Annotated in this window: 6 protein-coding genes; 3 read left to right on the forward strand and 3 right to left on the reverse strand. The window is 62.2% G+C overall.

Annotation, left to right across the window (positions count from 1 at the left end; all coding sequences use genetic code 11):
* The 3 genes from AC1DT3_RS11975 to AC1DT3_RS11985 form a co-directional block, all read left to right on the forward strand.
* On the forward strand, positions 1-1196 hold a 1196-nt coding region (locus AC1DT3_RS11975; protein WP_477465477.1), incomplete at its 5' end, for an NAD-binding protein.
* A 30-nt stretch (positions 1197-1226) separates the two neighbouring features.
* Entirely contained in the window at positions 1227-2402 is a 1176-nt protein-coding gene (locus AC1DT3_RS11980) for a vWA domain-containing protein (protein WP_477465478.1), read from the forward strand.
* Between the two features lie 223 nt (positions 2403-2625).
* A complete protein-coding gene (locus tag AC1DT3_RS11985; protein WP_477465479.1) occupies positions 2626-3216 on the forward strand; it encodes a hypothetical protein in 591 nt (196 codons plus the stop codon).
* Here the strand turns inward: AC1DT3_RS11985 and AC1DT3_RS11990 are convergent.
* The 3 genes from AC1DT3_RS11990 to AC1DT3_RS12000 form a co-directional block, all read right to left on the reverse strand.
* A complete protein-coding gene (locus AC1DT3_RS11990; protein ID WP_477465480.1) occupies positions 3213-3638 on the reverse strand; it encodes a universal stress protein in 426 nt (141 codons plus the stop codon). The genes AC1DT3_RS11985 and AC1DT3_RS11990 overlap by 4 nt on opposite strands.
* 41 nt (positions 3639-3679) lie before the next feature.
* Positions 3680-4000: a 2Fe-2S iron-sulfur cluster-binding protein gene (locus AC1DT3_RS11995; protein ID WP_477465481.1), complete on the reverse strand. Its 321-nt coding sequence runs from the start codon at positions 3998-4000 to the stop codon at positions 3680-3682.
* 126 nt (positions 4001-4126) lie between these two features.
* On the reverse strand, positions 4127-4926 hold an 800-nt coding region (locus AC1DT3_RS12000), incomplete at its 5' end, for a sensor histidine kinase (protein ID WP_477465482.1).

Below are 4926 nucleotides of genomic sequence, written 5' to 3' on the forward strand. Positions count from 1 at the left end.
CTCTGTTCCTCCTCGTCGGGTTGGGCCGGCTGGTGTTGCGCCCGTTCTTCCAGATGGTCTCGGCCACGAAGAGCCCGGAATTCTTCATGGCGGCCTGCCTGCTCGTGGTGATGGTAACGAGTCTCGCAGCTGCGGCGACCGGCCTCTCCATGGCCCTGGGCGCCTTCGTGGCCGGCCTGTTGCTGGCCGAAACCGAATATCGGCGCGCCATCGATGCCATGATCCAGCCGTTCAAGGGGCTGCTTCTCGGGTTGTTCTTCATGTCCGTCGGCATGAGCCTCGATTTGTCCCATCTCGACGACATGCCGGTTCAGATTCTCACGGCCGCGGCGCTCATCGTGATGATCAAGGTCGCCATCATCTTGGGGCTCGGGCGGCTGTTCGGATTTAGCACGGCGGTCGCGGCCGAGACCGGCTTTCTATTGGGTCCCAACGGAGAATTCGCCCTCGTCATCCTCGGGGATGCCATCGGCGCCGGGCTGGTCCCGCGCGGCACGGGCCAGAATCTCCTTCTGATCGCGACGCTCACGATGATGCTTCTGCCGCTCCTCGCCAAGTTGGGACGCAAGCTGGGTCTGAGTTTGGAGGAGGCGCGCGGGCTCAGTCCGGAAGCATCCGTGCCGCCGCCCGCGGATGAGGTCGGCCGCGTGATCATCGCCGGATTCGGTCGTGTCGGGCAGCTTGTCGGCGAAATGCTCGACCGGCACAAGATTCCCTACCTCGCCCTCGATCTCGATCCATCCCGGGTCGCAAGCCTGCGCAAGGCCGGAAAACCCGTCTATTTCGGCGACGGATCCTATCCGGAATTTCTGCGCGCCTGCGGCATCGACCGCGCGCTCGCCCTGGTCGTCACGCTGGATACCCGCGCTTCCATCGAATCCGTCGTCACCGCTGCACGGCAGGAGCATAGTGAGCTGACCATCGTCGCCCGCGCCCGGGACGCGCACCACGCGGCGGAGCTTTACGAACTCGGGGTGGACGATGCGGTGCCGGAAACGATCGAAGCGTCGCTTCAGCTCACGGAGGCGGTGCTTGCCGATATCGGCGTCCCGATGGGTCTCGTCATCGCGTCGATCCACGAGCGGCGCGACGAGTTCCGCAAGGAGCTGAAACAAAGCAATCGCCGCGGCAATCCGGAACGTACCGAGTTCCGAAGCCGGCGAACGGTCGGCAAATATGTTCGCGAGCAGGGTTGACCGGCGTCCCGTTCTCTCGACACTGAAGAGATGTTCCTCACCTTCTTCGCCGAATTGCGCGCCGCCAAGATTCCCGTGTCGTTGCGGGAATATCTCACGCTGATCGAGGCGCTGGGTGAAAATCTCGCCGATCGCAAGGTCGAGGAATTCTACTATTTGTCCCGAACAGCACTCGTGAAGGACGAACGGCATTTCGATCGCTTCGACGTGGTCTTCGGAAGGGTTTTCAAAGGCCTCGAGGGCTCGAGCGAAGGCCTGGAGAATTCGGACATCCCGGAAGAATGGCTGCGCAAGCTCGCCGAGCGCCACCTCTCCGAAGAGGAACGCAAGCAGATCGAAGCGTTGGGCTGGGAGAAGCTCTGGGAGACGCTGAAGGAGCGGTTGAAGGAGCAGAAGGGCCGTCACCAGGGCGGCAACAAATGGATCGGCACCGCAGGCACGTCGCCTTACGGCGCTTACGGCGACAATCCCGAAGGCATCCGCATCGGTCAGGACACCAACCGCAATTTCCGTGCGGTGAAAGTGTGGGACAAGCGCGAGTTCAAGGATTTCGATGATAACGTCGAACTCGGCGTCCRCAACATGCGCGTCGCACTGCGTCGCTTGCGCCGTTTCGCTCGGTCGGGTGCGGCGGAAGAATTGGATCTCGACAGCACGATCCATGAGACGGCGAACAGGGGTTATCTCGACGTGCGTCTGCGGCCCGAGCGGCGCAACGCGGTCAAAGTCCTGCTGTTCCTGGACGTCGGCGGATCGATGGATTGGCACATCGAGATCGCGGAAGAACTGTTCTCGGCGGCGCGGCTCGAATTCAAGCATTTCGAGCATTTCTATTTTCACAACTGCCTCTACGAACACGTGTGGAAGGAGAACAAGCGCCGATCGGCCAATCTGATCTCTACACTTGATGTCATCCGCACCTATCCATCCGACTATCGTGTCGTCTTCGTCGGCGACGCTTCCATGAGTCCTTACGAAATCCTCATGCCGGGTGGCTCCGTCGAGCACTGGAACGAAGAGCCGGGTCAGGCATGGATGCGCCGGCTCCTGGATCACTTTCCGAAGGCGGTGTGGCTGAACCCGGTTCCCGCCAATAGCTGGTTCCATACGCAATCGGTCGGACTCATCCGTGAGCTCTTCGCCGACCGGATGTATCCCTTGACCCTCGAGGGGATCGATCGCGGCATGCGGGAATTGACCCGTTAGTCACGCCGTGCGCTTCGTGCTTCGAGAGGATTCGCTCCTCGGCATGAGAACCGCTGCCACCGACGTTTCCCTCATGCTGAGGGTCCCGCAGGGACGCGCCTCGAAGCATGCCCGCAACGCTCGTGCGAATGTCTCATCCTCAAACGGTCTCTAAGTCTTTCGCCGCGCTTCCCTGATGGCCCAGTGGCGTCTATGCAGCATGTTCCCTTGGATGTGACCGATCATGAACGACGCCGAGCGGGAGACCGCCCTGACCTACACGCACAATCCGCGYCCCTTCGGATCGCCGGTGTCCTTCTCCTTGAAGGACGGCGCATTGAAGGTCGACAGCGGACGCAAGCTGACCGACGTTCGTCTCGCGGCTGTCGAGGAAGTCCGCATCACCTTTGAACCCGGCCGGTTCGGCCAAAAGACGTTCTGCACCAAGGTCACGATGCGGGATGGGAAGTCCTTCAAGTTCTCATCCTTGAGCTGGAAGAGCCTCGTCGAGGCCCAGTCGCTCAACCGCGAATACCGCGCGTTCGTTTTTGCGCTGTGCAAAGCCATTGCCGCGGCGGCGCCGAAGGCCCGTTTCGCGGCCGGACGTCCGTTCATGTTCTGGCTTGCGAATGTCACGCTTGCCGGGCTCTGTCTCGTAGCCGCCGCCGTTCTGATCTGGCGCGCCATTCAGAACGACGCGACGAGCGCCGCTCTCGTGGGCGTGCTCTTCGCCGGGATTTGCGTGTGGCAACTGGAGCCGATCATCCGCCTCAACAAGCCCCGGCCATTCTCGGCCGAGGCTCCGCCAAGCGACCTCTTGCCTCCAGCTCCCTAGGCGCGAACCACCAGGACCGAGCATTTCGCGTGCCGGACGATGGTGGACGCGTTCGATCCAAGGAGGTAGGTCGCCATGGTCGGACGATGCGAGCCGATGACGATGAGATCGGCGCCCGTCTTCTCAGCCTCGTCGAGCACTTCGTTGTAGATCGACCCGAGCCGTACGACCGCGGAAACACGCTCGGCCGGCAGCCCGACCTTGGCGGCCAACTCTGCGAGCTTCGTCTCGGCCTCGTCCTGCTGCTCGGTGTCGAAGGTCGGGGGCATGAATTCCATGTACGTCACAGGGACGAGAGACCGGACATAGATCAGCCGGATGCTGCCCTCCGTGCTGTCAGCCAGTGTGACGGCTTTGTCGATCGCCGGTTGTGCGGCTTCGATCTCGGCGAGATCGACGGGGACGAGAAGCGTCTTGAACATGGGGGCGGCCTTTCTTGGAAAACCCATTCTCGGAAATCAAATCAACCCTGGCGGGTCGGGGTGCGGACGATCAGACCATCCAGTTCGGGCGTGACGCGGATCTGGCAGGACAAGCGGGACGTCGGACGCACGTCATAAGCGAAATCGAGCATGTCCGCCTCCATGTGCTGAGGCTCCCCGACGACATCCATCCACGCTTCGTCCACATAGACGTGGCAGGTCGCGCAGGAACACGCGCCCCCGCATTCCGCGTCGATGCCGGGAATACCGTTGCGGATGGCATTCTCCATGACGGTCGAGCCCTCCTCGGCCTCGACCGAGCGCTCCGTACCGGCGGCATCGACATAGGTGATCTTGATCATTCGGGCCCTCTCAGTCTCACGATCCTATCTAGAGCATGCCGCCGAAAAGCGTGTCCATCGCGAAAGCGCGGCATCGCTCGCCCAAACGGCTCGATGGTAAAGGCCGTCGATGGTGACTCGCCGCCCTCATTCCAAGAGCGCGTCGACGATGCAGACCACTCCGGTTGGCGCAAATACGATCTGCACATCGCCATTGAGATCTTGAGCCAATGAGCGTTCGATCAGGCGCGAGCCGAACCCACGTCGGGTGGGCACCTCTACATTCGGACCGCCGCGCTCTTCCCATCGCACGCGAAGGCGGCGCTCGCTCACATTTTCGTCTTGCCCATCGCGAACCGCGGTCGTGGCACTCCATGTAACACGGACAATCCCGGTTGCATTGGAGAGCGCGCCATACTTGACCGCGTTGGTCGCGAGTTCCTGGAATGCCATCGCAAGCGCAAGTGACATCTGCGGCGACAATTCCACCCGGGGACCGTCGCAACGAAATCGTTCCACGCCGTGGCTGCGATACGGTTCGATCGCGCGCGCCAGGATCTCTCCCAATTCGGCATGTTCCCAGTTCTTGTGGGTGAGAACATCGTGCGCGTGGGCGAGCGCGATCAGGCGGGCTTCGAGGGCCGGTTGCGCGGCTTCCGGCGTCGGCGAATTGCGCAGCGTCTGGCTGACGATCGATTGCACTGTCGCGAGCGTATTCTTGACGCGGTGATTCAGCTCGTTGATCAGAACCTGCTGCCGCTCTTCTGCCCGCCGCCGCGCCACTTGGCGGACCTCGAGCTCGTCCATTAACCCGTCGATCGCGGCACCGACGGCTTCGATTTCGCCCGTATCGCCGGACATGCCTGTGCGGGCGGACGGATTCCCGTCGCGCCATGCGCCGATCGTCGTGACGAGACGAGTCACCGGCTTTCGCACCACGCTACGGC

Source organism: Microvirga sp. P4_G7, assembly GCF_056401005.1.